At 72.6% G+C, this 25,704-nt stretch carries 26 protein-coding genes and 1 pseudogene; 13 read left to right on the forward strand and 14 right to left on the reverse strand.

Annotated features, from left to right (window positions below):
• Positions 1-42 precede the first annotated feature (42 nt).
• Positions 43-507, reverse strand: a complete 465-nt coding sequence (locus tag ACFZBP_RS12745; protein WP_391412475.1) for a pyridoxamine 5'-phosphate oxidase family protein — start codon at positions 505-507, stop codon at positions 43-45.
• Positions 508-522: 15 nt separating this feature from the next.
• Positions 523-1,281: a TetR family transcriptional regulator gene (locus ACFZBP_RS12750; protein WP_391412478.1), complete on the reverse strand. Its 759-nt coding sequence runs from the start codon at positions 1,279-1,281 to the stop codon at positions 523-525.
• Between the two features lie 139 nt (positions 1,282-1,420).
• Here ACFZBP_RS12750 and ACFZBP_RS12755 point away from each other — a divergent pair, with 139 nt between their 5' ends.
• Positions 1,421-2,926, forward strand: a complete 1,506-nt coding sequence (locus ACFZBP_RS12755) for an amino acid permease (RefSeq protein ID WP_391412481.1) — start codon at positions 1,421-1,423, stop codon at positions 2,924-2,926.
• An 18-nt stretch (positions 2,927-2,944) separates the two neighbouring features.
• Positions 2,945-4,579, forward strand: coding sequence for an amidohydrolase family protein (locus ACFZBP_RS12760; RefSeq protein ID WP_391412484.1), 1,635 nt, complete (start codon positions 2,945-2,947; stop codon positions 4,577-4,579).
• A gap of 10 nt (positions 4,580-4,589) precedes the next feature.
• Here the strand turns inward: ACFZBP_RS12760 and ACFZBP_RS12765 are convergent, their stop codons facing one another.
• Complete coding sequence (locus ACFZBP_RS12765) at positions 4,590-5,579, reverse strand: helix-turn-helix domain-containing protein (protein WP_391412487.1); 990 nt, start codon at positions 5,577-5,579, stop codon at positions 4,590-4,592.
• Positions 5,580-5,650: 71 nt separating this feature from the next.
• On the opposite strand from ACFZBP_RS12765, the gene ACFZBP_RS12770 reads away from it, so the two are divergent.
• Positions 5,651-6,601 carry a zinc-binding dehydrogenase gene (locus ACFZBP_RS12770; RefSeq protein WP_391412490.1) on the forward strand — a complete coding sequence of 317 codons (951 nt, stop codon included), beginning with the start codon at positions 5,651-5,653 and terminating at the stop codon, positions 6,599-6,601.
• A gap of 1 nt (position 6,602) precedes the next feature.
• Here the strand turns inward: ACFZBP_RS12770 and ACFZBP_RS12775 are convergent, their stop codons facing one another.
• The gene (locus ACFZBP_RS12775; protein ID WP_391412493.1) at positions 6,603-7,709 is read right to left on the reverse strand and encodes an alcohol dehydrogenase catalytic domain-containing protein; all 1,107 of its coding nucleotides are present in this window, start codon (positions 7,707-7,709) and stop codon (positions 6,603-6,605) included.
• Between the two features lie 25 nt (positions 7,710-7,734).
• Positions 7,735-9,186, reverse strand: a complete 1,452-nt coding sequence (locus tag ACFZBP_RS12780; RefSeq protein WP_391412496.1) for an aldehyde dehydrogenase family protein — start codon at positions 9,184-9,186, stop codon at positions 7,735-7,737.
• A gap of 103 nt (positions 9,187-9,289) precedes the next feature.
• On the opposite strand from ACFZBP_RS12780, the gene ACFZBP_RS12785 reads away from it, so the two are divergent.
• On the forward strand, positions 9,290-9,727 hold the full coding sequence (locus tag ACFZBP_RS12785; protein ID WP_383442776.1) for a MarR family winged helix-turn-helix transcriptional regulator: 438 nt from the start codon (positions 9,290-9,292) through the stop codon (positions 9,725-9,727).
• Positions 9,728-9,902: 175 nt separating this feature from the next.
• Positions 9,903-10,283: an anti-sigma factor antagonist gene (locus ACFZBP_RS12790; protein ID WP_383442772.1), complete on the forward strand. Its 381-nt coding sequence runs from the start codon at positions 9,903-9,905 to the stop codon at positions 10,281-10,283.
• Here ACFZBP_RS12790 and ACFZBP_RS12795 read toward each other — a convergent pair.
• Positions 10,278-11,240: a ribose-phosphate diphosphokinase gene (locus tag ACFZBP_RS12795; RefSeq protein WP_383442769.1), complete on the reverse strand. Its 963-nt coding sequence runs from the start codon at positions 11,238-11,240 to the stop codon at positions 10,278-10,280. The genes ACFZBP_RS12790 and ACFZBP_RS12795 overlap by 6 nt on opposite strands.
• A 197-nt stretch (positions 11,241-11,437) precedes the next feature.
• Between ACFZBP_RS12795 and otr(A) the strand changes: the two are divergent.
• Both otr(A) and ACFZBP_RS12805 read left to right on the forward strand, forming a co-directional pair.
• Positions 11,438-13,321: pseudogene (otr(A), locus tag ACFZBP_RS12800) on the forward strand (tetracycline resistance ribosomal protection protein Otr(A)); the annotation flags it as partial.
• Between the two features lie 72 nt (positions 13,322-13,393).
• Positions 13,394-14,056 (forward strand): DUF4230 domain-containing protein, encoded by a 663-nt coding sequence (locus ACFZBP_RS12805; RefSeq protein WP_391413021.1) that lies wholly within the window; start codon positions 13,394-13,396, stop codon positions 14,054-14,056.
• Between the two features lie 70 nt (positions 14,057-14,126).
• Here ACFZBP_RS12805 and ACFZBP_RS12810 read toward each other — a convergent pair whose 3' ends face one another.
• The 6 genes from ACFZBP_RS12810 to ACFZBP_RS12835 are packed head-to-tail and all read right to left on the reverse strand — an operon-like array spanning position 14,127 to position 17,855.
• Positions 14,127-15,887 carry a proton-conducting transporter membrane subunit gene (locus ACFZBP_RS12810; protein WP_391412501.1) on the reverse strand — a complete coding sequence of 587 codons (1,761 nt, stop codon included), beginning with the start codon at positions 15,885-15,887 and terminating at the stop codon, positions 14,127-14,129.
• Entirely contained in the window at positions 15,887-16,234 is a 348-nt protein-coding gene (locus ACFZBP_RS12815) for a sodium:proton antiporter (protein ID WP_383444039.1), read from the reverse strand. Before ACFZBP_RS12815 ends, ACFZBP_RS12810 begins: the two co-directional genes overlap by 1 nt.
• 8 nt (positions 16,235-16,242) lie before the next feature.
• Positions 16,243-16,983 (reverse strand): MnhB domain-containing protein, encoded by a 741-nt coding sequence (locus ACFZBP_RS12820; protein WP_391412504.1) that lies wholly within the window; start codon positions 16,981-16,983, stop codon positions 16,243-16,245.
• Positions 16,980-17,231, reverse strand: coding sequence for a hydrogenase subunit MbhD domain-containing protein (locus ACFZBP_RS12825; RefSeq protein WP_383442752.1), 252 nt, complete (start codon positions 17,229-17,231; stop codon positions 16,980-16,982). The genes ACFZBP_RS12820 and ACFZBP_RS12825 overlap by 4 nt, the downstream gene beginning before the upstream one ends.
• The gene (locus ACFZBP_RS12830) at positions 17,224-17,676 is read right to left on the reverse strand and encodes a monovalent cation/H+ antiporter complex subunit F (protein ID WP_391412507.1); all 453 of its coding nucleotides are present in this window, start codon (positions 17,674-17,676) and stop codon (positions 17,224-17,226) included. The genes ACFZBP_RS12825 and ACFZBP_RS12830 overlap by 8 nt, the downstream gene beginning before the upstream one ends.
• Complete coding sequence (locus ACFZBP_RS12835) at positions 17,673-17,855, reverse strand: hypothetical protein (RefSeq protein WP_391412510.1); 183 nt, start codon at positions 17,853-17,855, stop codon at positions 17,673-17,675. Before ACFZBP_RS12835 ends, ACFZBP_RS12830 begins: the two co-directional genes overlap by 4 nt.
• Positions 17,856-18,084: 229 nt before the next feature.
• Here ACFZBP_RS12835 and ACFZBP_RS12840 point away from each other — a divergent pair, with 229 nt between their 5' ends.
• Positions 18,085-18,759, forward strand: a complete 675-nt coding sequence (locus ACFZBP_RS12840; protein WP_391412513.1) for a VanZ family protein — start codon at positions 18,085-18,087, stop codon at positions 18,757-18,759.
• Here the strand turns inward: ACFZBP_RS12840 and ACFZBP_RS12845 are convergent.
• Entirely contained in the window at positions 18,756-19,535 is a 780-nt protein-coding gene (locus tag ACFZBP_RS12845; protein WP_383442740.1) for a sulfite exporter TauE/SafE family protein, read from the reverse strand. The two genes, ACFZBP_RS12840 and ACFZBP_RS12845, sit on opposite strands and share 4 nt — an antisense overlap.
• A gap of 175 nt (positions 19,536-19,710) precedes the next feature.
• Between ACFZBP_RS12845 and ACFZBP_RS12850 the strand changes: the two genes are divergently transcribed.
• Positions 19,711-20,943: a ricin-type beta-trefoil lectin domain protein gene (locus tag ACFZBP_RS12850; protein ID WP_391412517.1), complete on the forward strand. Its 1,233-nt coding sequence runs from the start codon at positions 19,711-19,713 to the stop codon at positions 20,941-20,943.
• Between the two features lie 59 nt (positions 20,944-21,002).
• On the opposite strand, the gene ACFZBP_RS12855 is transcribed toward ACFZBP_RS12850, so the two are convergent.
• Positions 21,003-21,239, reverse strand: coding sequence for a hypothetical protein (locus ACFZBP_RS12855; protein ID WP_383442734.1), 237 nt, complete (start codon positions 21,237-21,239; stop codon positions 21,003-21,005).
• Positions 21,240-21,378: 139 nt separating this feature from the next.
• On the opposite strand from ACFZBP_RS12855, the gene ACFZBP_RS12860 reads away from it, so the two are divergent.
• From ACFZBP_RS12860 to ACFZBP_RS12875, 4 genes are all read left to right on the forward strand, one after another.
• Complete coding sequence (locus ACFZBP_RS12860; RefSeq protein ID WP_391412520.1) at positions 21,379-22,425, forward strand: PHP domain-containing protein; 1,047 nt, start codon at positions 21,379-21,381, stop codon at positions 22,423-22,425.
• Positions 22,426-22,476: 51 nt separating this feature from the next.
• Positions 22,477-23,175, forward strand: a complete 699-nt coding sequence (locus tag ACFZBP_RS12865) for an HAD-IA family hydrolase (RefSeq protein ID WP_391412524.1) — start codon at positions 22,477-22,479, stop codon at positions 23,173-23,175.
• A gap of 94 nt (positions 23,176-23,269) precedes the next feature.
• Positions 23,270-24,409: an aromatic acid exporter family protein gene (locus tag ACFZBP_RS12870; RefSeq protein ID WP_391413023.1), complete on the forward strand. Its 1,140-nt coding sequence runs from the start codon at positions 23,270-23,272 to the stop codon at positions 24,407-24,409.
• Positions 24,410-24,707: 298 nt separating this feature from the next.
• Complete coding sequence (locus ACFZBP_RS12875) at positions 24,708-25,670, forward strand: oxidoreductase (protein WP_391412527.1); 963 nt, start codon at positions 24,708-24,710, stop codon at positions 25,668-25,670.
• Positions 25,671-25,704: the final 34 nt, after the last annotated feature.

The following is a 25,704-nucleotide window of genomic DNA, read 5'->3' on the forward strand; positions in this document are numbered from 1 at the left end:
TCCCGCCGCCCTGCCCCCGTCGGGTGTCCAGGTCGGGCGGTTTCAGTCCGCGACCAGCCATTTCCCGTCCCGCATCAGCTCCCGCCCGGCCAGTTCGTTGGCCTCGCGCCAGGCCTGTACCCGGGTCGGCAGGACTCGGAAGTACAGGTAGGGCGTGCTGAGCCGGCGCGGGTCGAAGCCGGTCCTCGCGGCGAAGCGGTCGCCCTCCTCCTCGGACAGCCCGGCCGGCTCGATCGTCTCGACCGTGCCCTCGATCATGACGACGTCGCGGGTCGGGCCGAGACCGAGGCGCGTCCTGCCGGTCGCCTGGAGGTTCCGGCCCGTGGGGCTGGTCGCGGGTGTCGCCAGCAGCAGGGTCGAGCCGTCCCAGAGGAAGGAGAGCGGCACGAGGAACGGCACTCCCCCGCCGGCGTCGGCGGTGGCGACCCAGACGTCCTCGTCGTGTTCCAGACGGTGCAGGGTGTCCTTCCAGCGCTGCTCGGCGGGGCGGGCGGGCGACGGGGTCATCGGCGAACCCTCTTCTCACGGAACGGCTTTGACGGACGGGTCCAGTGTGGCCGTGGGCTGTCCGGACCGGGAGCGGATGTCCGCCAGTCGGCCCGCCGCCGCGCCGAGGAGCAGGTCCAGGGCCGCCGGATAGGAGCTGCGTGCCATGTCGGCCACGAGGTGGCGGGCGGTGGCGGCGATGTGCGGGTGGGTGTCGGCGGGCAGGCGCGCGTAGGTCGCCCGCCAGACGGCCGCCTCGGCCTCCCGCGCGGCCTTCGGCATGGCCGCGCTCGCCGAGTCGAGGGCGCCGTGGGCGAGGGCCTGGTCGACGAACACGTGGTAGATCCGCACCGCCTCGGCGTCCGGGAAGCCGGCGCCGCGCAGCACGCCGAGGACGGTCTCCACGGCCTGGATCTCGTATATCCGCCCGGTCACCCGGTACGAGCTGAGCACGGCGGCGCGGGGGTGGGCGAGGGCCCCGGCGTGCATGCGCAGGCCGAGGTCGCGTAGGTCGGCGCGCCAGTCGCCGGTGGGGCGCCAGGTGCGCAGCGTACGGCCGATGAGTTCGTCGGCGATGGCGAGCATCAGGTCGTCGGTGTGCCGGAAGTAGCGGTAGAGCGAGCTGGGGTCGGCGCCGAGGGCGCGGCCGAGGCGGCGGACCGAGAGGGCGTCGGCGCCGTGTTCCTCGATGAGGCGCAGGGCCGTGTCGACGATGAGCGCCTCGGACAGGACGACGCCCTGCTTGGTAGGGCGCCTGCGCTGCCGGGCGGCGGGCGGGACGACGCGCTCGCTCATGGACTGCCTCCCATGGAGGGCCTCCTCGGGCCGGGTGCCCCGCACCTTATGACAACACTGTTGACCTGTTAACCCCCCGGACAGTTTCATGTCCGCTCATCGGGGCCGTCCAGGCCCCCGGTGCGAGCGGAGACCGGCCATGCCCGACGAGCAGTCCCACAGCGTCGATCCTCCAGCGCGGCCCGAGCTGCGCAAGTCCCTGGGTGTCCTGGACGGGGTCGCCATCGCCGCGTCCAGCACGGCCGCGACCACCAGCATCGGCATCGGCCTCGGCGTCACGGCGGGCGTGGTCGGCCTGCATCTGCCGGCGATCATGCTGCTGGCGTTCCTGCCGGTCCTGGGTATCGCGGGCGCCTACTCGCGGCTCAACAAGGTCGAGCCGAACGCGGGCAACGGCTATGTGTGGGTGGGCCGTTCGCTCACGCCCTGGCTGGGTTTCATGGTCGGCTGGGTGAACATCGTGGCCGTGGTCGCGTTCCTCGCGTACACCACGGCGGTGACCGGCTCCGCCCTGCTCCAGCTCGCCGGGGACGCGGGGCTGCACCGCATCGGCGGTCTCGCGCTGGACCCGGGTTCGACCGCGCAGACGACGGCGCTCGGCATCCTGGTCCTGGTGGCGGTCACGCTGACCGCCGTGACCGGCATCCGCACCGCCGCCCGGCTCCAGGCGGGGCTGCTGGTCTTCGAGTACGTCGTGCTGCTGGGCTTCTGCGGCTACGGCATCGTCACCGGCCCGCACGACTTCAGCCTGAGCTGGTTCGACCCGTTCGCGATCCCGTCGGCGACGGCTCTCGCGCAGGGCATGCTGCTGTCGGTGTTCTGCTACTGGGGCTTCGAGTCGGCGTTCAGCGTCAACGAGGAGGTTCGTGACCCCCGCGACGCCTCAAGGGCCGGGATCACCACTCTGTTCACCATGCTGGCGCTGTTCCTGCTCGGCTCGGTCGCCTTCCAACGGGTGCTGTCCGAGAAGGAGTTGGCGGGGCACGGCGCGGAGGGGCTGGCCTTCTTCGGCGACCGGCTGGCGTCCCAGCCGTGGGCGGCGCTGCCCCTGGTCGCGCTGATGTTCTCGGCGGTCGCCTCGCTGCAGGCCGGGGTGATCCCTACGGCCCGGGCGATGTTCGCGATGAGCCGGGACCGTACGCTCGGGCCGGTGTGGTCCAAGGTCAGCCCCCGGTACGGGACTCCGGCCACCGGCACGGTGCTGATCGGCGCGCTGGCGGCCGGCGTCGCGGGTCTGGCGCTGGTCATTCCCCGACTGGCCGACATGATCATGGCGACGGTGAGCGCGGTGGGCATCGTGGTCGCCCTGTCGTACGCGCTCACCGCGCTCGCGGCAGCCGTCCGGTTCCGGGCGCTGCTGCGCGAGGACTGGCGGCAGGGGGTGCGCGCGGTGGTCCTGCCCACGTTGAGCGCGGCCGTGCTGCTCGGCCTCGGCGGCTATCTCGGCTGGTCCTTCTACACCTCCGCCGACCACTTCGAGGTCAGCGCGGACAACGGCTGGTTCCTGCTGGTCACCCCGCTGGCGATGATCGCGTCCGGCTTCGTGGCCGCCGCGTGGGCCAGGTGGGTGCGCAGATCCCCGTACTTCCGCACCGGCAAGGGCACGGACGCCGACGCGCCGCGGCTCCTGGCCACCTCCCGATAACCGACCAGGAAACGGATCATGCACGCAGATCTCCTCTTCACCGGCGGCCCCGTCCTCACCTCCGAGGGCCGCACCGCGACCGCAGTGGCCGTCACCGGCGACCGTGTCACGGCCGTAGGACGGCAGGAGGTGCACGATCTCGCCGGACCGCGGACCGAGGTGGTGGACCTCGCCGGGCGGCTGCTGCTGCCCGGGTTCCAGGACGCGCACGTGCATCCGGTGCCGGCCGGGCTGGAACTGTCCCAGTGCGACCTGACCGGGGCGCGGACGGCCGAGGAGACCCTGGCCGCGGTGCGCGCGTACGCCGACGCGCACCCGGAGCGGGAGTGGATCACGGGCGGCGGCTGGTCGATGGAGGCCTTCGCGGGCGGTACGCCGACGAAGGAGCTGCTGGACGCGGCGGTGCCCGACCGGCCGGTGTACCTGCCCAACCGCGACCATCACGGGGCCTGGGTCAACAGCCGTGCCCTCGCGCTCGCCGGCGTCACGCGGGACACACCCGACCCGGCCGACGGGCGGATCGACCGGAACGCCTCGGGTGAGCCGAGCGGGACCTTGCAGGAGGGGGCGATGCAGCTCGTGGGGCGGCTCACGCCGCCGGCCACGCCGGCCGACCGGCTGGCGGCGCTGCTGCACGCCCAACGGCATCTGCACGCCCTCGGCATCACGGCCTGGCAGGACGCGCTGGTGGGGGACTTCCTCGGCATGGACGACCCGGCGGACGCGTATCTGGCGGCCGCGCGGGACGGCTCGCTGACCGCCCGTGTCGTCGGCGCGCTGTGGTGGGACCGGGAGCGGGGCGCCGAGCAGATTCCCGAACTGGTCGAGCGGCGGGCGGCGTTGAGCCACGGGCGGTTCAGCGCGGGCAGCGTCAAGCTGATGCTGGACGGCGTCGCCGAGACCGGAACGGCGGCGCTGCTCGACCCCTACCTCGACAGGTGCGGCTGCGTCACCGCCAACCGGGGCACCAGCTTCATCGACGCCGAACAACTGCCCAAGTACGTCACCGAGTTGGACGCGCTCGGCTTCCAGTGCCACTTCCACGCCCTCGGCGACCGGGCCGTACGCGACGCGCTGGACGCGATCGAGGCGGCGCGCGCGGCGAACGGGCCGAGCGACACGCGGCCCCACCTGGCCCATCTCCAGGTCGTCCAGCCCACCGACGTGCCGCGGTTCGCCCGGCTCGGGGCCACCGCGAACATCCAGCCGCTGTGGGCCGCCCACGAACCGCAGATGGACGAGCTGACGATTCCGTTCCTGGGACCCGAACGGGCCGCCCGGCAGTACCCGTTCGGCGCGCTGCTGCGCTCCGGCGCCCGGCTCGCGGCGGGCAGCGACTGGCCGGTGAGCAGCCCCGACCCGCTCCACGGGATCCACGTGGCGGTCAACCGCGTGACCCCCGACACCGACGACACGCCGGTGTTCCTGCCCGGGGAACGCATCGGCCTCACCGAGGCGTTGACCGCCTACACCGCGGGCTCGGCCTATGTGAACCACCTCGACGACACCGGCGAGGTGCGGCCCGGCGCCCTCGCGGACCTCGTCGTCCTGGACCGCGACCCGTTCGCCGGGCCGACGGAGGCCATCGCGCAGACGCGGGTCGCGCTGACCTACGTGGGGGGTGAGCGGGTGTACGCGGCTGGGGAGGCGTGAGCGGCTGCCCCTAGCGGTCGGACGTCGCCTGGAACGTGCGGCGGTACGCCTGGGGTGACACGCCGATCGCGGCGTGCAGGTGCTGGCGCAGGGAGGCGCCCGTGGCGAAGCCGACCTGGCCGGCGATCCGGTCGACCGAGAGGTCGCTGGACTCCAGCAGGTGCCGGGCGCGGGCGACGCGCTGCTGGATCAGCCAGCGGCCGGGGCTGAGGCCGACCTCGTCGTGGAAGCGGCGGGCGAAGGTGCGCAGGCTCATCCGGGCGTGGGCGGCGAGGTCGGTGAGGGTGAGGGGTTCGCCGAGGTTCTCCAGGGCCCAGGCGCGGGTCGCGGCGGTGTCGGCGGCGCCGCTCTCCGGGACGGGCTGCTCGATGTACTGGGCCTGGCCGCCGTCCCGGAAGGGCGGCACGACGCAACGCCGGGCGACGGCGTTGGCCAGCTCGTGGCCGTGGTCGACCCGGACGATGTGCAGACAGACGTCGACGCCGGAGGCCGCGCCGGCCGAGGTGAGGATCCTGCCGTCGTGGACGAAGAGGACGTCGGGGTCCAGGTCGACCTGCGGATACCGGCGTCGGAACGCCTCGGTCACCTGCCAGTGCGTGGTGGCCCTGCGGCCGTCCAGCAGGCCCGCCGCCGCGAGGACGAAGGCGGCGGTGCAGATCGACACGATGCGCGCGTCCGGGCGGATCAGCGCGAGGGCGCCGGAGACCTCGGCGGTCAGCTCCGTGGGGATGTACGGGGTCGCCATGGAGGCGACCACGACGGTGTCGGCCGTGGCGAGGACCTCCGGGCCGTACTGGACGCCGATCGTGAAGTCCGCGTTGCTGCGCACCGGCTGTCCGTCGACGCTGCAGGTCAGCACCTCGTACCGGCCGTCGGCCGCGCCGAAGATCCGGCTCGGGATGCCGAGCTCGAAGGGGTAGACGCCGTCCAGGGCCAGCACCACGACCCGCTCGGCCCGTTCCACCTGTCGTTCACCACGCACCTGTCGTTCACCCCGCATGGCACGATTCTATCGAAGGTTGGCAATCGTGCCATTTCCCGGCGCGGCGGCTCCGGGCAGGCTGTTTCACCATGAGCACTGTGAACACGATGCGAGCCATCAGCCAGGACGTCCTCGGCGGTCCCGAGGTCCTGAAGGAAGTGGAGCTGGAGCGCCCGAGGCCGCGCCCGAACGAGCTGCTGGTGCGGGTCCGCGCCGCCGGCGTCAACCCGACCGACTGGAAGCACCGCGCGAACGGCGGTTTCCTCGGCGAGCCGCCGTTCGTCCTGGGCTGGGACGTCTCCGGCGTGGTCGAGGAGGTCGGCATCGGCGTCGCCCGCTTCCAGCCCGGCGACGAGGTCTTCGGCATGCTGTCCTACCCGTTCGGCCACGGCTCGCACGCCGAGTACGTCACCGCGCCGGCCCGTACCTTCGCGCCCAAGCCGGCCTCGATCGACCACACGCAGGCGGGCGCGCTGCCGCTGGTCTCGCTGACCGCGTGGCAGGCACTGGTCGAGTACGCCGATGTACGGCCGGGGCAGCGGGTGCTGGTCCACGCGGCGGCCGGCGGGGTCGGGCACGTCGCCGTGCAGATCGCGAAGGCGCGGGGGGCGTATGTGATCGGCACGGCGAGCGCGGGCAAGCACGAGTTCCTGCGGGGCCTCGGGGCGGACGAGTTGATCGACTACCGGGAGACGGACTTCGCCGAGGCGGTGAAGGACGTGGACGTGGTGCTGGACACGCTGGGCGCCGAGACCTCGGTGCGCTCGCTGAAGGTGCTGCGCCCGGGCGGCGTCGTCGTGTCGATCCTGCCGGTCGGGTCGGACGAGTTCCACGAGGAGGCCGAGCGGCTCGGCGTACGCGCCGTGCGGATGCTCGTGGACGCCGACCGCGCCGACCTGCGGGCGATCACGGACCTGGTCGAGAAGGGGCAGTTGCGCGTCGAGATCGCCGGTACCTTCCCGCTGGCCGATGCCGCCGAGGCACACGCGCTCGGCGACACCGGCCGCACCACGGGGAAGCTGGTCCTGACGGTCGACTGAGTCAGAACGTGAGCACGGGCTTGATCGCCTTGCCCGCGCCCATGTCCCGCACCGCCTGGTCGATCTCCGCGAAGGGGTACGTGCTGATCAGGCGGTGCAGCGGGAGCCGCCCTTCCTTCACGAGCCGGACCAGGGCGGGGATGAAGGCCTGGGTCTCGGCGTCGCCGAGGGTGAGGCCCACGACCTGCTTGCCGCCGAGCAGCCCGTTGACGTCCAGGGCGACCTCGGTGCCGAACGGCGGGGCGCCGACGACGACCAGGGTGCCGCGGGCGGCGAGCGCGTCGACGCCCTGGCGCAGGACGCCGACGTTGCCGGTGGTCTCGACGACGCCGTCGGCGCCCTGACCGCCGGTGATCCCGGCGAGGGCTTCGCCGAGGTCGGCCTCGGCCGCGTCGACCGTGTGGGTGGCACCCAACTCCCTTGCCAGCGAGAGGCGTTCGGCGACCCGGTCCACGGCGACGATGTTGGTGGCGGGAGTGAGAGCGGCGGCCATGACGGCGGACAGGCCGACGGCTCCGGCGCCGAGGACGACGACCGTGCTGCCGGTGACCGGCTTCAGCACGTTCCAGACGGCGCCGACTCCGGTCTGCACGCCGCAGCCCAGCGGGGCGATCGAGGTGAGCGGCACCTCCGGGTCGACCTTGACCAGGCTGCGTTCGTCCACCAGGGCCCGCTCGGCGAACGAGGACTGTCCGAAGAAGTGGCCGCCGAGTTCCTCACCGTCCCGGCTGATCGTGCCGGTGCCGTCGGCCCGGCGGCCGCCGATGAGGTTCAGCGGCAGCCAGGTCGCGCAGTACGCCGGGTGCCCGCCGCGGCAGTTGCGGCAGTCCCCGCAGGAGGTGAAGGACAGTACGACATGGTCGCCGGGCGCGACCCCGGTCACGGCGGGGCCGACGGCCTCGACGACGCCCGCGCCCTCGTGGCCGAGGACGCCGGGCAGCGGGAAGGGCAGTCCGCCGCTCGCCACGCCGAGGTCGGTGTGACACAGGCCGGTCGCCACCATGCGGACGACGGCCTCGTGCGGTCCGGGGTCGGCGAGCTCGACGTCGCAGAGGGTGAAGGGCGCTCCGCCGGACTCGACGACGGCGGCGCGGGTGGGGATGGACATCGCGGGAACTCCTAGGCAGGGGCGCTCAGTCGAGCGAGACGACGACGGACTTGGTCGTGGTGTAGGCGTCGAGCGCCTCGGGCCCGTACTCGCGGCCGAAGCCGGAGTCCTTGACGCCGCCGAAGGGGACCGCGGGGTCGAGCATCGCCCAGTCGTTGACCCAGACGATCCCGGCCTGGAGGCGATCGGCGACCCGGTGGGCGCGGGCCAGGTTGCCGGTCTGGATGCCCGAGGCCAGCCCGTACGGCGTGGAGTTGGCGAGCTCGACCGCCTCGTCCTCGGAATCGAAGGGCTGGACGGTGAGGACAGGGCCGAAGATCTCCTCCTGGATCACCCGGGAGTCGTTCGGCAGGTCGGCGATCACGGTGGGCTTGTAGTAGAAGCCGCCGTCGAGGTCGAGCCGCTCACCGCCGCAGACGATGCGGCCGCCTTCCTTGCGGGCCAGTTCGACGTACTCCTCGACCTTGCGCAGATGCCGCTCCCCCGCCATCGGGCCGACGACGGTCTCGGGCCGGCGCGGGTCGCCGAGCGGTACGCCGGGCACGGCGTCGGCGAGGATGCCGACCAGGGTGCTGTAGACCTGGCGGGCCACCAGGAGCCGCGGTCCGCCCATGCAGAACTGACCGGTGTTGAAGACGAACCCCTTGATGACCGCGCCGACGGCCTTCTCCAGATCGGCGTCCTCGAAGACGACGTGGGCCGCGTTGCCGCCGAGTTCCATGGTGACCGGCTTGAGCGACTCACCGGCGATGGCGGCGACCTTCCTTCCGACCCCCGTCGAGCCGGTGAAGGCGGCCTTGTCGACGCCGGCGTGCCGCAGCAGCGCCTCGCCGGCCGCGGGGCCGCCGGTGACGACGTTGACGACGCCGTCGGGGACGCCGGCCCGCTTGAGGAGGTCGGCCATGTACAGCGCGCTGAGCGGGGTCTCCTCGGCCGGCTTGTGCACCACCGTGTTGCCCGCAGCGAGGGCCGGGGCGATCTTGGAACCGGCCAGGATCAGCGGGAAGTTGTACGGGGTGATCGCCGCGACCACGCCGAGCGGCCGGCGCCGGACGTAGGCGAGGGCGTTCATGGGGGTGTCGCGGACGGCGCCGTCGAGGGAGTGGGCGAGGGCGGCGAAGTGCTCGTAGTCGTTGGCCGCGTTGGTCACGTCGACGGCGTGCGCGAGGGTGATCGGCTTGCCGACGTCGCGGCTCTCCAACTCGGCGATCGTGTCCGCGTTCTCCCGGATCAGCTCGGCGACCCGGTGCAGCACCCGGCCCCGTTCGCGGCCACTCAGTCCGGACCAGGCGCCGTCGTCGAAGGCGTCACGCGCGGCGCGTACGGCCGCGTCCACATCGGCGGCGCCGGCGTCCGCGACCGTGGCGAGGACCGTACCGCGGGACGGGTCGACCACCTCGGTGCGCGCTCCGTCGGCGGCCTCGCGCCACCGGCCCCCGATGAACAGCCGACCGGGTTCGATCTCGAAGGTGGTCATCGCCACTCCTCAGCTCCATCGCCAAGATTTCAACCAACAGGATTCCTGTTGGTTCGCAGTCTCTTTACAGACAGGTTTCCTGTCAATGCTCTAGGCTGAACTCATGCTCGACGCCCAGGTGACCAAGGCAGCTCCGTCGCTTCTCTACATGGTGAAGCAGGTGGAGCTGGTCGTGCGCTCGCACCTCGACGAGCTGGTCAGGCCGTCCGGGATCACCGCCCTGCAGTACACGGCGCTCACCGTCCTGGAGCGGCACGACGGACTGTCGGCCGCACAGCTGGCCCGGGACTCCTTCGTCACGGCCCAGTCGATCGCCGATCTCGTACGGTCACTGGAGAGCCGTGGGCTGGTCCGGCGGGAGCGCAATCCCCGCAATCGCCGGGAGCTGCTGATCCTGCTGACCGACGCCGGCCGTGAGCTGCTGGCGCGTCACGCGGGGCCGGTGCGGGAGCTGGAGGAGCGGATGGTGCGGGACCTCACGGCCCACCAGGCCGAGCAGTTCCGCCAGGCCCTCAGCAAGTCCTGGCACGCGTTGTCGTAGTCACCGCCCGCCCATCTCCCGTGCACCGAAAGGCAGTTGGCGAAGCGACTGTCGCAATTCGAAGACATATGTCAATCGAACATGCTCAAATTCGGTCGTTCGAGGGTAACTTGCAGTGCGGGGACTGGATGTGAGCAGCCCGCCCGCAAGTGAGCAGGTTGGAGGCGATGTCGTCGTGCAGCAGGATCCTGCGCCGTTCAGCCGGCATCTGCGCGTCCATCGGCACCGGGGGCACACGGTGCTGGAGTTCCACGGCGAGATCGACATCGCGGCCGCCGTCGAAATCGCGCCATACCTGGACCGGGTGACGGCACACCCCGACGCCAGGCTCGTGATCGACCTGCGCGGGATCGAGTTCTTCGACTGCTCCGGGCTGCGCCTGCTCTACCGGGCCCGCGGCCGGGCGCTCGACCACGGCGGGCAGCTGCACCTGGTCTGCACCCACCCGCTCACCCTGCGCGTCCTGAGGATCACCGGCCTGTCCCGGCTGCTCCCCCCGCACCCGACGCTGGACGCGGCGCTGAACCAGCCGGAGGCCACGTCCGGCACGTTATGAGCGCTGTTCGGTTCCCGGCGCGTCGAACAGGGCGCTTACGGACTCCCCGTTGTGAATGCGGCGCACGGCCTCGGCGAGCGCCGGGGCGATGGACAGGACGCGCAGCTTCTCGGTGCGCTCCTGCGCGGGGATCGGCACGGTGTTGGTGCAGACGATCTCCAGTACGTCGGGCTGCTCGCCGATCCGCTTCAGCGCGCCGGCCGCGAACAGGCCGTGCGTACAGGCGACGCGGATCGAGCGCGGCCCCAGCTCCCGCAGTCGGTCGAGGAGTTCGAGGACGGTGCTGCCCTTGGCGATCTCGTCGTCCAGGACGATCACGTCCCGGCCGGTGACCTCGCCGATGACGGAGCTGATGCTGACCCGGTCGTCCGCGAACCGCTGCTTGGCGCCCGCGGCCACCTGGGCGCCGATCAGCCGGGCGAACGCCGCGGCCTCCTTGGCGTTGCCGAGGTCCGGCGAGACGACGGTCGTGCGGGAGAGGTCGTACTGCCGGAAGTGCGCGGCGAGTTCACGCAGCGCGTGCAGGTGGTCGACCGGCACCGTGAAGAAGCCGTGTACCTGGGGCGCGTGCAGGGTCATGGCGAGCACCCGGCCGGCGCCGGCCGCCACCATCAGGTCGGCGACGAGCCGGCCGCCGAGCGAGATGCGGGGCGCGTCCTTCTTGTCGGAGCGGGCGTAGGAGTAGTGCGGCATGACGACGGTGATCCGGCGCGCGGACGCCCCGCGTGCGGCGTCGCACATCAGCAGCAGCTCGACGAGGTGTTCCTGGACGGGCCGGACCAACGGCTGGATCAGATAGACGTCCCGCTCCCGGCAGTTGGCCTGGAGCTGCACCTCGAGGCAGTCGTTGGCGAACCGGCTGACCCGGGTGGGACTGAGCGGCACCCCCAGATGGGCGCAGACCTCCGCCGCAAGCTCGGGGTGGGCACTGCCGCTGAACACGGCGATCTCTCGCACATTCGGCTCCTCGCATAACCGTTTCTGCTCCCAGGATCATGCTACGGGGACCCGAAATTCGCTTGCCGGGCGCCGGTGGGACCGCGCCATGATGGCCACGTCCGCGTTCCCTCACGTCAGGATCCCTCGCATGCGCCGACTCCTCGACAGCACCCAGCGCCCCTGCCGGCCCACGGTCATCGAGGACTCGACCCCGCATGCACACCCCGAACACCCCGAACATCCTGAACATCGGCATCCTGGCCCACGTCGACGCCGGTAAGACCAGCCTCACCGAGCGGCTGCTCTTCGACCACGGCGCGATTCCCCGGCTCGGCAGCGTCGACGGCGGCGACACGCGCACGGACGACGGCGCCATCGAGCGGCAGCGCGGCATCACCATCCGCTCCGCCGTCGCCGCGTTCACCGTCGGCGACACCCACGTCAACCTGATCGACACCCCGGGGCACTCCGATTTCATCGCCGAGGTCGAGCGCGCCCTGGAGGTCCTCGACGGCGCGGTCCTGCTGTTGTCCGCCGTGGAGGGCGTGCAGGCGCAGACGCGGGTGCTGATGCGCACCCTGCGACGGCTGCGGCTGCCCACAGTCGTGTTCGTCAACAAGATCGACCGGGCGGGCGCCCGCTCGGACGACCTGCTCGCCGACGTCCGCCGCAGGCTGACGCCCCACGTCGCACCCCTGAACTCGGTGACCGGACTCGGCACCGCCGACGCCCGCGTGCGGCCGCATTCGCCGGCCGATCCCCGGGCCCGCGCCGACCTGGCGGAGGCGCTCGCGGAGGTGGACGCCGACATCCTGGCAGGGGTCGTGGACGGCCCCGAACCGACCGCGGACGAGCTGGCCAGGTCGCTCGCCGCCCGGACGGCCGACGGCTCCTTCCATCCGGTCTTCTTCGGCTCGGCGCTCGGCGGCCAGGGCGTGCCGGACCTCGTCGAGGGCCTCACCCGGCTCATCCCTGCCGCCCCGGCGTCCGGGACCGGACCACCGCGCGGCACGGTGTTCGCCGTACGGCCCGGCCCGGGCGGGGAGCGGACGGCGTATCTACGGCTGTACGAGGGTGAGGTGGTCCGGCGCCGGCGGCTGACGTTCCGGCGCCGCGAGGCCGACGGCCGGAGCACCGAGGTCACCGGCCGGGCCACGCACCTCGACGTGATCGGCGGCGCCGAGACCCTCACCGCGGGGAACATCGCCGCGCTGACCGGCGTTCCGGGCATCCGCGTCGGCGACCGGCTCGGCGAGCTCGACGACCGGGCCGCGCAGTTCGCGCCGCCGACGCTTCAGACCCTGGTCCGGGCCCGCAACCCCGCCCAGGCGGCCCCGCTCCGCACAGCGCTGCTGACCCTGGCGGACCAGGACCCGCTGCTCCACGCCCGCCCCACGCCCACCGGCGCCACCGCGCTGCTGCTGTACGGCGAGGTCCAGATGGAGGTGCTCGCGGCGACCCTCGCGCAGGACTTCGGCGTGGAGGCCGACTTCGAGCCGGGTCGGGTGCGCTTGCTGGAGCGGCCGCGGGGCGTCGGTGAGGCCTGCGCGGAGATGCCGTGGCACGACCACACCAGGTACTGGGCGACGATCGGGCTGCGGGTCGAACCGGGGCCGCGTGGCTCAGGCGGGGTGTTCACCTACGAGACGGAACTCGGCGCGCTCCCGCGCGCCTTCCACCAGGCCATCGAGGACACGGTCCACACGACGCTGGAGACGGGGCCGTCCGGCGCGCCGGTGACCGACTACCGGGTGACGCTGACCCGGTCCGGCTACAGCGCGCCGATCAGCACCGCCGCCGACTTCCGCGGGCTCACCCCGCTTGTGCTGCGCCGCGCGCTGGAGCGTGCCGGGACACGGCTGTACGAGCCGTACCACGCCTTCGAGACGGAGGTCCCGCTGGACGCCCTGGCACCGGTGTCCGCCCAACTCGCCTCGTGCGGAGCCGAGTTCACGGGCACGACGGGCGGGTCGACGGCGTGGCTGATCACCGGAGAGCTGCCGGCCCGCCGGGTACGGGAGGTCGAGCTGCGGCTGCCGGGGCTCACGCACGGTGAAGGGGTGTGGTGGTCGCGGGTGTCCGGGGACCGGGAGCTGAAGGGGGGGGCCAACGGACAGGTCCGGCAAGGGATTTGGGGGTACTTGGTTGAAGAGGGAAGGAGAAACGTCGCCATGACGACTCCCATCAAGCGCATCGACAAGCGCGTGCCCGGCTGGGCGAAGGTGGTCAGTGCCCTGGTGCTGGTGCTCGTCGTCCTCTTCGCCGGGATCCGGCTGAGCGTGATCCCCGGCCTGAAGGACCTGTTCGGCACCGAGACCAACGACCGTTCGGGTCCCGCGCTGCTCCAGTCCATCCAGGACATGAGCCGCTACGACGCCGCCTCCGGCAACTTCCAGATCGTCGTGGATCTGGAGAAGGACGCCAAGTTCCTGCCCGACGCGATCCGCGGCACCCGCACGCTGTACGTCGGCGCGGGGACCGTGGACGCCTATGTAGACCTCGGAAAGGTCGGCGAGGACGACGTCACGGTCGACGGCGACCGTACGTCCGCCACGCTCCGGCTGCCGCACGCCGCCCTCGGCAAGCCTGCCCTTGACCCCGACCGCTCCTACGCCGTCTCCAAGGAGCGCGGTCTCCTCGACCGTCTCGGCGATCTCTTCTCTGACAACCCGAACGGCGAACAGGCCGTGCAGAAACTGGCGGTGAAGCACATCGGCGACGCGGCGAAGGAGAGCGGCCTGACCGCACGCGCCGAGACCAACACCACCGGCATGCTCGAAGGCCTGCTCCACTCGCTGGGCTTCAAGGAGGTGAAGGTGACCTACGGGACGTGAGCCCCGCGCCCGCGGCCAGGGGGTGCGTGCCGGGCGCCGTGGGTGCTGTGCGGGACGTTCGAAACACCCCCTAGGACAGCAGTCCCGGCAGGGCCAGCGCGCCGAGCAGTGTGGCGCCCACCAGCACCCAGGCCACGTAGTCCCCGACGTGCCCGGACTGCAGGCGGCGCAGCGGGCGTGCGCGGTCCGGGGCGGCGAGGAGCGTCGGGCGGGTGACGGCGAGGGCCGCGAGGGCGAGGGACAGTGCGGTGGACGCGAGGTCCAGGAGTACGCCGGCCGGGCTCCAGTGCGGTGCGGGGACCACCGCACCGCCGGACCCGGCCTCGTTGACGGCGTGCGCCACGATCTCCCCGAAGCCGGGGGCCACGCCGACGGCGAGCGCCCCGGCGAGGAGCACCGCGGGGACGGCGGTCATGGTGTCGGGGACGCGGCTGAGCCGGTGCCGGGTCTCGGGGCGCTCCCCGGCACCGGTCGTCTCGTGCTCCGGGTCGTCCTCGGGTGTCGGGCCGAGCCCCAGGAACACCCGTGCCGCGACCCGCAGTACGGCCCCGGCGGTGACCGCGCTCACGGCGACGTACAGGGCGACGAGCGGGCCGCCGACGGCCTCCTCCGTGACGGCCTTGCCGAACGCCGTGCCGAACGGCGGGAGCCCGGCCAGTGCCAGTCCGGCCACGGCGAACAGCACGGCGACGCCCCGCAGTTCCCGAGCCCGGCCGTGCAGGGCGTGCTCGTCGACGCTGCCGTACCGGTCGAGAAGGATGCCCGTGCAGGCGAACAGGGCGGCCTTCACACCGGCGTGTCCGAGGACGTACAGCGCGACCCCGTCGTCGGCCTCGGGTGTGAGGGCGCCGATGCCGACGAGGAACAGCCCGGTGTGCGCGACCGTGGAGTACGCCAGCAGTCGCTTGACGTGCCGCTGGTACCAGCACATGACCGCGCCGAGCAGCGCCGTCACCGAGCCCAGCACGAGAAGCACCCGTTCCAGGTCGGCGGCCGGGATGCCGCCGGGTCCCGCGAAGACGGTGCCGTACACCCGCCAGACGCCGTACACGCCGAGTTCGACCATGACGCCCGACAGCAGCATGCACACGGGCGTGGGCGCGACGGCGTGGGCGTCCGGGAGCCAGAAGTGGAAGGGGACGGCGGCCGCCTTCACCAGCAGGCCGGTCAGGACGAGGACGAAGGCCGCGAGGACCAGGGCGTCCGGCGGCCCGTGCGCGTCGAGGCCGCGGCCGATCTGCGTCATGGCGAGCTCGCCGGTGCGGGCGTAGAGCAGCCCGATGCCCATGAGCATCGCGTACGCGCCGAGCGAGGTGACGACGCCGAAGGTGAGCGCGCCCTGGACGGCCTTGGCCTCCTCGACGCGGGTGCCGGTCAGCGCGTAGGCGACGACGCTCATCAGCTCGAACCACACGAACGCGTTGAACAGGTCGCCGGCGATCGAGAACCCGCACATCCCGGCCTGGAAGAGCAGCATCAGCGCGGGGAAGGAGCCGGCGTGGCGGCGTGGGGGTTCCTCGAAGTAGTGCCAGGAGTACGCCAGCGCCGCGAGAGTCAGCAGGGAGGCCAGGGCCGCCATGCCGAGCCCCGCCCCGTCGCCGACCAGGACGATGCCGACGCTGCGGCCGTCGACGGGCGTCCAGCCGCCGACCCACTCGGTCATCGGCGGCGAGGAGTTCAGCAGCAGCACGAGCGCGAGTCCGGCGGTGCCCCCCGAGACGGCACAGCCCACGGACTCGGCGAGGACGCGGGGCACCCGGCGTCCGCCCGCGACCAGGAGGGCCGCCCCGAGGAGCGGTACGGCGACGAGCAGCGGCAGCAGGCCGTTCATCAGCCGCGCAGCTCGGAGAGTTCGTCGGGGTCGACGGTGCCGTGCCGTTTGGCGACCTGAATGACGAGGGCGAGCAGGAGCGCGGTGACGGTGGCGCCGACGACGACGTCGGTCAGGGCGAGGGCCTGCACGACGGGGTCGACGACGGGACGGGAGCCGGGCTCGATGTCGGAGAAGACGGGCGCTGTGGCGTCGTCGCGGTAGCCGACGGCCAGCAGCAGGACGTAGGTGCCGGACTGGCACACGGACAGACAGCCGACGGCGTGGATCAGATTGCGACTGGTGGCCAGGCCGTAGCAGCCGGCCAGGAAGATCCACACGGCGACGAGGTACGGCAGGACGTCCATCGCGGCTCTCACTTCCCGTCCTCCTCCTCGATCTCGACGGCCTGGTCCAGGAAGCGGGCGAGCAGCACGACGACCGCGCAGGCGACCTCCATGCCGATGGCCGCGTTCAGCAGCGACACGGTGCCACCGGAGGACAGGGTGTTGAACGTGCCGTACGGCAGCAGGGTGTTGGCGAGGAACGCGGTGCCGCCGACGAGGCCCGCGAGCCCGGTGACGACGTACGCCGAGGCCGACACGGCGTCGCCGACCTCGTACAGGCCGACCGGGCGGACGCGTTCCAGGGCGCGGTAGTCGGCGCCGAGGTAGAGCAGGTGCAGGGAGGTCGCGGCGACGACGCCGCCCTGGAAGCCGCCGCCGGGACTGAGCTGACCGTGCGCGATGACGTACAGGCCGGTGACCAGGGCGATCGGCAGGACGATCAGGGCGTATCGGCGCACCGGCGGGGCCACGTCGGCGGGTTCGGGGCGGGCGCGGTGCTCGTCGCGGGTCTGGCGCAGCAGGACGACACAGCCGACGACGGCGGCGAACAGGATGGTCATCTCGCCGAGGGTGTCGAAGGCGCGCTGGTCGAAGTTGACGGCGGCGATGGTGTTGGCGGTGTGCCGGGCGAGGGATGCGCGGACCGCGCGGTCGCCGTAGGGGTGGCTGTCGCCGCCGAAGTCGGGCAGCCGCAGACAGGCGGCGACGAGGAGCACGGCGAGGCCGATGCCGCCGAAGGCGACGAGCCCGAGCCGGGTGCGCGGGTTCATCGGTCACGCCCCTTGCGCCGCTTGACCTTGCGGACCGCGAGAAGCAGCAACAGCGGGGTGAGGGCAGCGCCGACGGCGAGCTGCGACAGGGCGACGTCCGGTGCCTGCACGGCGGTGAAGAGCACGGCGAGGACGACGCCGAGGACGGCCAGGACAAGGGCCTGACGCACGGGATCGCGGACCAGTACGGCCACCGTCGCGGAGCCGGCGACCAGCAGCAGCGCCACGACGACGACCGCGTCAGCCACCGCGCACCCCCGCGATCCCGCCGGACAGCGCGCGCGAGGCGACGAGGTTCCCGCCGATCAGCAGCGCGCCGACGAGGAGGAGTTTGGCCATCGCCCGGCTCGGTCCGACGGCCGCGCACAGCGCCGCGACCACGCCCGCGGCGAACCCGGCCGCGGCCCAGGTCACACCCCAGGCGCGGGGCGGGTCGTCGGCGAGTTCGTCGGTCAGCAGACGGGCGAAGACGAGGGTGCCGACGGGGCCGAGCAGGGCGAGGACCAGGGCGAGATCGACGTAGGCGGGACGGTCGTAGCCCTGGGCGAGCAGGAGCAGTGCGGGGCAGGCCAGCGCGGTGGACAGGTTCTGCGCCACGACCCGGCGGCTGAGCGGTCCGGTGGTGACGCCCCAGAGGGTGGCGCCCACTCCCCCGCCGAATACGACGGTCGCCGCGAGGAGCCAGCCGTTCATCGTCCGGTCACCGCCCAGCGCGCGGCGACGGCGGCGAGCGCGGCCAGGGCGGCGGCGCCCGCGCCGACGGCGAGTTCCAGGGTGTCCACGGCGCTGACGAGGATCAGCCACAGCGCGGCGAGCGCGGCCCACCAGGCCAGGAACTCGGCCGTGGCGACGAGCGTCGTACGCCGGTCCATGCTGGGGCACCTCCGCGGGCCAGATGTCCGTTACTTCCGTTCCGCGTCATCCAAACACCGCCTCGGGTGACAGAGGTGGCGGCGCGCGCGGGTCTCCGCCCGGAGTGCCCCGACAGCGTGAAGGGAAACCGCGGGCGAAACGGGACCGGGAGCCGCACGGTGGGCATCGTGTCGCCGGTCCGGGGTAATCCCCCTACTACAAAAGGGAAGTTGAAGACTGGAGGACCGCATGGCCCGTGGAACCCCACGTTCGCGTGCCGCGTTGCACCCCGGCACTCCCAAGTCCGCAGGCGCCGCCGCGTCCGGGCGCACCGCCAAATCCGGGCGCGCTCGAAGTTCCGGGCGCACTCCCAAATCCGGGGGCGCATCCGGGCGCGCTTCCACATCCGCCAAGCCCGAGCCGTCCCCGCGATCCGAGCGGCACCCCTTGCGCCTGCTCGCCCGGCTGCTGGCCATGGTGTGCGCGTTCGCGTTCATGGTCGCCTTCGCCGTCGTCCTGGCGAAGCTCACCTTGCAGCCGTCCCCCGCGTCGGAGGCCCTGACGCACACCAACCTGCGGCCGGGGCGTTCGCTGCGGGCCTATCTGGACCAGCCCGAACTGCGCGACGCCGTCCGGCAGATCGGGGGGAATCTGCTGCTGGGCGTGCCGTTCGGCGTCCTGGTCCCGGTCGTCGCCCCGAGGACGCGCGGTGTGCTGCGGGTGCTCCTGCTGACGGCGACGGTCATGCTCCTCGTCGAGTTCGCCCAGGGCGCCCTGGTCACCGGGCGCGCCTTCGACATCGACGACGTCATCCTCAACACCACCGGGGCTCTGATCGGCTACCTGCTGCTGGGGCGGCGACTGAGCCGCGCCGTGCACGCGCGCGGGTCACGGTCGGGGAAGACCCAAAGCAAGGCCGCCTAGAACCGCAGGACCAGCTGGACGATGGCCACCGTGCCGACGACCACGATGAACGTGCGCAGAACGGCGGGACGCAGGCGGCGGCCGAGGGTGGCTCCGAGATGGCCGCCGACCGCGGACCCGACGGCGAGGAGGGCCACGGCCGTCCAGTCGAAGTCGGCGACGACGAGGAAGAAGAGCGCGGCGACGGAGTTCACCACGGCGACGAGCACGTTCTTGACGGCGGTGAGGCGTTGCAGGCCGTCGTCGAGGAGCATGCCCATCAGGGCGACGTAGATGATGCCCTGGGCTGCGGAGAAATAGCCGCCGTAGACGCTGGCCAGGGTCAGGCCGACGAGCAGCAGGGGGCCGCCGTCGGGGCGCCCGGGGCGTTCCTCGCGCGCCCGGCGGGCGCTCAGCCGCCTGCTGATCAGCGGCTGGAGGGCGACCAGCGCGAGGGCGAGCCCCACCAGGACCGGCACGATCCGTTCGAACGCCGAGACGGGCAGGGCGAGCAGCAGCGCGGCCCCGGTGAGCCCGCCGAGTAGGGCGCCGGCGCTCCACTTCAGGATGCGGCGGCGCTGGCCGCGCAGTTCGGCGCGGTATCCGACGGCTCCGCTGATCGACCCCGGGATCAGTCCGAGCGCGTTGGAGACCGTGGCGGTGACCGGCGGCAGGCCGGTGGCGAGCAGGACCGGGAACGAGATCAGCGTCCCCGACCCGACGGCGGCGTTGACGGCTCCGGCTGCCGTGCCCGCGCCCAGGATCGCGAGCAGCTCACCGATGTGTGCGGCGTTCATGGCGAGAAGCCTAGGAACACGACACTTCGGCGGCGGACGAAGGATGGGGAAAACTCTGGTCCGTACCAAGGTATTGACGACCTCTTATCTCACTCCTTAAATCAAGTGGCGACACCTTCACCCCCCACCTCGGTCGGCGCCCCGCCCCGCGGGCCGTCGCACGGAAGGGAGCACGATGGCCTCCCCACGCCTGCTCCGCACCGCTCTGCTCACCGCCCTGTCGGCCGTCCTGGTCGCGTCCGCCGCGATCGGCCCGGCTCAGGCCGAACAACCGGACGTCTCGGCGGCGGCGGTGGCGTTCTCCGACACCTTCGACGGGCCCGCGGGCGCCTCGGTCGACTCGTCGAAGTGGCAGATCGAGACCGGCGACAACGTCAACAACCACGAGCGGCAGTACTACACCTCGGGCAACAAGAACGCGGCCCTGGACGGCCAGGGCCATCTGGTGATCACGGCCCGGCGCGAGAACCCGGCCAACTACCAGTGCTGGTACGGCACTTGCCAGTTCACCTCGGCCCGGCTGAACACCGCGGGGAAGTTCACCGCGCAGTACGGGCACGTCGAGGCGCGGCTGAAGGTCCCGCGGGGGCAGGGCATGTGGCCCGCGTTCTGGATGCTGGGCACGCCCGTCAACTGGCCGGACTCCGGCGAGATCGACGTCATGGAGAACGTCGGCTTCGAGCCCTCGACCGTGCACGGCACGATCCACGGCCCCGGCTACTCCGGTTCGGGCGGCATAGGCGCCGCCTACTCGCTGCCGGGCGGGCAGGCCTTCGCCGACGCCTTCCACACCTTCGCCGTCGACTGGGCGCCCGACTCGATCACCTGGTCCGTCGACGGGAACGTCTACCAGCGCCGCACACCCGCCGACCTGGGTGGCCGGCAATGGGTCTTCAACAAGCCGTTCTTCCTGATCCTGAACCTCGCGGTGGGCGGCTACTGGCCCGGCGACCCGGACGGCTCCACGGTCTTTCCGCAGCAACTGGTGGTGGACCACGTCTCGGTGACCACCGGCGACAGCCCGACCGGCGGCGTCGCGATCCGTGGACTGGCCGGAAAGTGCGTGGACGTGGCCGGGGCGAACGCCGCCAACGGCACACCCGTCCAGCTCCACGACTGCAACAGCACCGCCGCCCAGCGCTGGACCGTGGGCTCGGACGGCACGCTCCGCGCACTCGGCAAGTGCCTGGACGCCACCGGCAACGGCACCGCGGACGGCACGACCGTCCAGCTGTGGGACTGCACCGGCGGCCCCAACCAGAGATGGACCGTCACCGGGGCACGCGACATCGTCAACCCACAGGCCGACAAGTGCCTCGACGTGACCGGCGCCGACACGGCCAACGGCACCCGGCTGCAGCTGTGGACCTGCACGGGCGCCGGGAACCAGAAGTGGACGGTCGGGTGACCCGGACAGCACATCTAGGCCCTGTCGCCGCGCGGCAGGCGGGAATTTGACGACAGGGCCTAGCGGTGGTGCCAGGTGAACTTGTCCCCGCCGACCCAGCGGACCACGTCCGGGTCGTCCAGGTCGTGGACCGTGATGCCGAACGCGGCGGCATACTGCAGGACGTCGGTGATGGTCCTCGCCTGACCGACGACCATGCCGTCGATCTCCATGATGCGGAACGGAGGCGTACCCGGCTGAACCCCGAGCACCATGATCCGCGGGTGTGACATGTGCGGGCTCATGCTTTCGGTCATGCATAGAGCGTAAAGCGCCACTCGCTTCGGCGGGTCCTCGAGACGTCGACGGTTCCTTCGGCCGGCGCCCGGCGGCCCCCGCCGACCGTCCGGGGTGCGGCTCCGGGGAGCCTGGGGAACTCTGGAGGAGGAGGTGGCGATGGACCCCGTCGAGGCCCTGGAGCGGATCGCCTTCCTGCTGGAGCGGGCCCTGGCGCCGACCTACCGCGTCCGTGCGTTCCGGACGGCGGCCCGCGTGCTCGCCGCGTTGCCCGAGGACGAGGTGCGCGAGCGGGCGGAGGCCGGGTCGTTGGAGTCGCTCAAGGGCGTCGGCCCGAAGACGGCCCAGGTGGTCCGCGAGGCACTGGCGGGTGGGACGCCGGGCTATCTGGAGAAGCTGGAGGGCGAGGCCGAGGAGTCCGCCGCCGCCGACAGCAGGGCCGGCGGGCGGCTGCGGGCGCTGCTCCGCGGGGACTGCCATTTGCACTCCGACTGGTCCGACGGCGGCAGCCCGATCGAGGAGATGGGCCGGACCGCGGCCGAGCTCGGCCATGAGTGGGCGGCGCTCACCGACCACTCGCCTCGGCTGACCGTGGCCCGCGGCCTGTCCCCCGAGCGGCTGCGGCGGCAGCTGGACGTGGTGGCGGAGCTGAACGACACCTGGGCGCCGTTCCGGCTGCTCACCGGCATCGAGTGCGACATCCTGGAGGACGGCTCGCTGGACCAGGAGCCGGAGCTGCTGGACCGGCTGGACGTCGTCGTGGTGTCGGTGCACTCCAAGCTGCGCATGGACGCCCGCTCGATGACCCGGCGGATGGTGACCGCCGTACGCGATCCGCACGCCGACGTGCTGGGGCACTGCACGGGCAGGCTGGTGACCGGGCGGGGGCGGCCCGAGTCGGAGTTCGACGCGGACGAGGTGTTCACGGCGTGTGCCGAGTCGGGTACGGCGGTGGAGATCAACAGCCGGCCCGAGCGGCTGGACCCGCCGCGCCGACTGCTGCGCCGGGCCGCCGACGCGGGCGTGCTGTTCTCCATCGACACCGACGCGCACGCGCCCGGCCAGCTGGACTGGCAGATCCTCGGGTGCGCCCGCGCGGCGGAGTGCGAGATTCCGGCGGAGCGCGTGGTGACCACCTGGAGCCTGGAGGAACTGCTGGCCTGGACCCATGAGGGCCGGACACCGGCCCGAGTGGCGGGCGTCTGACGTGGTACTCGACCGGCGAGAGAAACGATTCGCGCCAGGAAGGGGCAGTCCATGGAACGGGCGGCGGTGTTCGACGTCGACGGCACCCTTGTCGACACCAATCACCTCCACGTGACGACCTGGTGGGAGGCCTTCCGCCAGGCCGGCCACCGGGTGCCCATGCACGCCGTCCACCGGGCCGTCGGGCTCGGCTCGACCGATCTGATCGCCCACCTCCTCGGCGACGACCGGGACAAGGACCGGGACGCCGAGCTGAGCGCCGCGCACAAGGCCCTGTACGGCCAGTACTTCGACCGGCTGCCCCCGCTGCGGGACGCGGACCGGCTGCTGCGACGGCTCGCCCGGGAGGGCTGGCGCATCGTCCTCGCCACCTCGGCGGGCGGCGCGGAGCTGTCCGCGCTGCGCCGGGCGATCTCCGCGGACGACGCGATCGACGCCACCGCGAGCGCCGACGACGTCGAGGAGGGCAAGCCCGCTCCGGAGCCCGTCGAGCACGCCCTGGAACTGGCCGGGGTGGCCGCCGAGCGGGCGGTCTTCGTCGGCGACACCGTGTGGGACATGCGGGCCGGCACCCGCGCCGGGGTGCGCTGTGTGGGCGTGCTGTGCGGCGGCATCCCCCGCGCCGACCTGCTGGACGCGGGCGCGCAGGCGGTCTACGACGATCCGGCCCATCTGCTCGCGACGCTGGCGGACAGCCCCCTGGCCGACGTGCCGGGCGGCCCGGACACGCAGCCGCACACGCACGCCTGATGACGCGTGCGACGGACGGGGTGCCTCGGCCCGCGCGCCGGGTCACCGGGCGGCGGAATCCGTACGCCGGCGGACCGACGGGGGCGCCCGGGTGATCAACGCGCTACGGCGGGAGGCGGACTCCGTCGGCAAGGCCGCCCGGGCCGCCTGGGCCGGGCCCGGCCGGGAGCGGGACCTGGTCGTGCAGTCGCTCAAGGCGGCGGCCGCGGCGCTGCTGGCCTGGCTGGTGGGGAGCGTCTGGCTCGGCGATCCGATGGCCCTGATGGCGTCCTGGGTCGCGCTGATCCTGGTGCAGGCCACCGTGTACAGCTCGCTGCTCCAGGCCGCGCGACAGTTCACGGCGATCTGTGCCGGTACCGTGCTCGCCTCGGCCGCGCTGGCGCTCACCGGGAGCACTCTGGGCGCGCTGGCCCTGTCGATCCCCCTGCTGATGCTGCTGGCCAACTGGCGGCGCTTCGGCGACCAGGGCGTCTTCGGCGCGACGACCGCGCTGTTCACCCTGGCCACGGGCGCGGCCGGGGCGGCCGCCGTCGGACACCGGGTGGGGCAGGCCGCCCTCGGCGCGGTGATCGGGGTCGCCGTCAACGCGCTGGTGCTGCCGCCGATCCATCTGCGGGACGTACGGGAGAACCTCGCGGCGCTGGCCCGGGAGTCCGGGGACCTGTTGCACACCGTGGCCGCCGATCTGCGGGACACCGAGTGGAACGCGCAGAGCGCGGCCGGCTGGTCGAGTGCCTCGGCGCGGCTGGAGCGCCGGCTGGAGACGTTGCGGTCGGCGCGGGGCTGGAGCCGGGAGAGCCTCAGGCTGAGAGCGGGACCGCTGCGGGTGCGGCGCGCTTCGCGGCCGGCGCCACCGGAGGAGGAGGACGAGCGCTGGAGCCGCGTCACCGGGCACATCAGGGCCCTCACCCGGACACTGTCCGTCGCGGCCGACGAGGAGCGCACTCCCCTGCCGCCCGACGGGCCCGCGCTGCACGCGTACGCCGGGCTGCTGGACCTGATCGGCGACGCGTGCCAGCTGGAGAGCAGGCGTCTGCTGGAGGTCGGAGAGGACGAGAGGGCGGGTCCGGACGACCGGGCCGAGGCCACGATGCTGCGGCTGCGACGGGAGCTCCAGGAGTGGCTGCGGGAGCACGCCGGGCAGGGCGCGGCTCGGGCGACGGTGCTCGGCACCCTGCTGCTGCAGGCCGAGAACGTGTGGAGCGAGACCGTTTCGACAGGCCCGCGCGGGTGACGCAGATCACCTGTCATCGGCCTCCGCGCTGGAACACCCAAGGGTGGTTGCCCGTTGAACAACTCGTGGGTGCGGATGGGACAGTGTCCCCGGGCCTCACCTTTTGCCCACAGGGACGATCGTTCGGCTGAAGCCCTGTGGAGCCTTTCGCCGAGAGGCGACCGCCATCCGCGCCCACCCCAGACCGCCCCGACCGTGGTTCCCCCGCCCCGGCCGGGGCTTGCTTCTTTGCCGGCGCAGCCCGCCCCGGCCCGGTCGGCTTGACTTCGAGAGCACTCCAATTCGTAGCGTTCCGGACATGAGCACTGCACAGCACAAGATCGGCTCGGGGTTCGGCGCCCACAGCACCGCCGACGACGTCCTGCACGGCATCGATCTCTCCGGCAAGCTCGCGATCGTCACCGGCGGCTACTCGGGGCTCGGCCTGGAGACCACGCGTGCCCTCACCGGGGCGGGCGCCCGGGTCGTCGTACCGGCACGTCGGCCTGACACCGCGCGGGAGGCGCTCGACGGCGTGGACGGTGTCGAGGTGGACACGCTCGACCTCGGGGACCTGCAGAGCGTGCGCTCCTTCGCCGAGCGGTTCCTGGACTCGGCGCGCACGATCGACATCGTGATCGACAACGCCGGGATCATGGCCTGCCCTCAGACCCGGGTGGGGCCCGGCTGGGAAGCCCAGTTCGCGACCAACCACCTCGGTCACTTCGCCCTGGTCAACCGGCTGTGGCCGGCGATCGAGCCCGGCGGCGCCCGGGTGGTGTCCGTGTCCTCGCGCGGTCACCACTTCTCCGGCATCCGCTGGGACGACGTGCACTGGCGGCAGGGCTACGACAAGTGGCAGGCCTACGGCCAGGCGAAGACCGCGAACGTCCTGTTCGCCGTCCAGCTCGACCGGCTCGCCGCGGACCGGGGCGTACGGGCCTTCGCGCTGCACCCCGGCGGCATCCTCACCCCTCTGCAGCGGCATCTGCCGAAGGAGGAGATGGTGGCCCACGGCTGGATCGACGAGGAGGGCAACCCGATCCCGCAGGACGGCTTCAAGTCGCCCGAGCAGGGCGCCGCGACCCAGGTGTGGGCCGCGACCTCACCCCAGCTGACCGGCATGGGCGGCGTCTACCTGGAGGACTGCGACATCGCCGAGCCCGCCCCGGCCGACGGTGAGCGGGCCGGCGTGAAGGACTGGGCGGTGGACCCGGAGCAGGCGGCGCGACTGTGGACGCTGTCCGCGGAGCTCACCGGGGTGGACGCGTTCGCCTCGTAGTGCGGGGTCCGGAGCGTGCGAGCGCCTCGTAGGG

The sequence above is a fragment of the Streptomyces sp. NPDC008086 genome (assembly GCF_042957325.1).
Lineage (GTDB): Bacteria > Actinomycetota > Actinomycetes > Streptomycetales > Streptomycetaceae > Streptomyces.